The sequence below is a fragment of the Protofrankia sp. CiP1_Cm_nod1 genome (assembly GCF_920888515.1).
In the GTDB taxonomy this organism is placed as follows: domain Bacteria; phylum Actinomycetota; class Actinomycetes; order Frankiales; family Frankiaceae; genus Protofrankia.
In genome coordinates this window covers 7,836-9,172 of the sequence record NZ_CAKKTM010000112.1, presented here as the reverse complement: position 1 = coordinate 9,172, position 1,337 = coordinate 7,836, and the positions used below count along the sequence as shown (strand labels likewise).

The window sequence follows — 1,337 nt, the reverse complement described above, 5'->3', positions numbered from 1 at the left end:
TCTGACCCGGCGGGCGGATGCCCTGTTCGAGCTCGCCGACGCCGTGCTGTGCACGGACGGTCCGGTCCGTGACCTGGTCGGCCTGTCGCTGGCACCAGAGCATCGCCGGGGGCACGGCGCGCTGTACGACGCGGTGAACCACGGCCGGGTGGAGGTGGACCGGCTGCGACGGTCGCTGGCCGGGCTGCCGCTCCCACGAGCCGCCGACGGCCGCATCGTCCTGGGCGTGGACGTCAGCCCCTGGCTGCGTCCGGACGCAGCCACCAGCCCGCAGCGGCTGTTCTGCCACACCTACGGCCGAGGAAAAGGCAACGCCCAGATGATCCCGGGCTGGCCCTACTCGTTCGTCGCCGCCCTCGAACCGGGCCGCACCTCGTGGACGGCACCGCTCGACGCGGTCCGCCTCGGCCCCGACGACGACCTCACCACAGTGACCGCCACCCAGGTACGTGAGGTCGTCGACCGGCTCACCACCGCCGGCCACCACACCGCCGGCACCCCGAACATCCTCGTCGTCCTCGACGCCGGCTACGACGTCACCCGCCTGGCCTGGCTGCTGGCCGACCTGCCCGTCGACCTCGTCGGCCGGCTACGTTCCGACCGGGTCTTCCACCTGCCCGTTCCGCCCCGCCCGCCACGCGCCTCCGGCCGGCCGCCTCGCCATGGCCCCGAGCTGCGCCTGGGTGACCCGGCCAGCCTGCCCGCCCCCGCGCTCACCACGACTACCGACACCAGCCGGTACGGCACCGCGGCCGCCACCGCGTGGGACCGAGCCCACCCCCGGCTGACCCGCCGCGCCGCCTGGGAGAACCACACCGACCAGCTTCCGATCATCGAGGGCACCCTGATCCGTCTCGTCGTCGACCACATCCCGGGCGAACGGAACCCGAAACCGGTCTGGCTGTGGTCCTCCACCATCGACGCGAGCGCCACCGACGTCGACCGCGCCTGGCAGTCGTTTCTCCGCCGGTTCGACCTGGAACACACCTTCCGGCTGTTCAAGCAGACCCTCGGCTGGACCGCCCCGAAGATCCGTGACCCTCACGCGGCGGACCGCTGGACCTGGCTCGTCATCGCCACCTACACCCAACTCCGGGTTGCCCGCACGCTCACCGCGGACCTGCGCCGCCCCTGGGAACGACCCGCCGAACCCACAAGGCTGACTCCAGCCCGTGTCCGCAGGGGATTCCGGAACCTCCGCCCGAAGACACCGCTTCCAGCCCGCGCGCCGAAACCCACCCGACCCGGCCCCGGCCGCCCACCCGGTCGCACCAACCGACGACAGGCGATCATCCAACCGGTCGGGAAGACCACGGACAGGTCAACAGTCACAGGAT

Annotated in this window: 1 protein-coding gene; it reads left to right on the top strand. The window is 72.4% G+C overall.

From position 1 onward, the window contains the following. Position 1: 1 nt before the first annotated feature. Positions 2 to 1,337: NF041680 family putative transposase (locus tag NBX02_RS05530; protein ID WP_250290280.1), on the top strand; the 1,336-nt coding region annotated here is incomplete at its 3' end.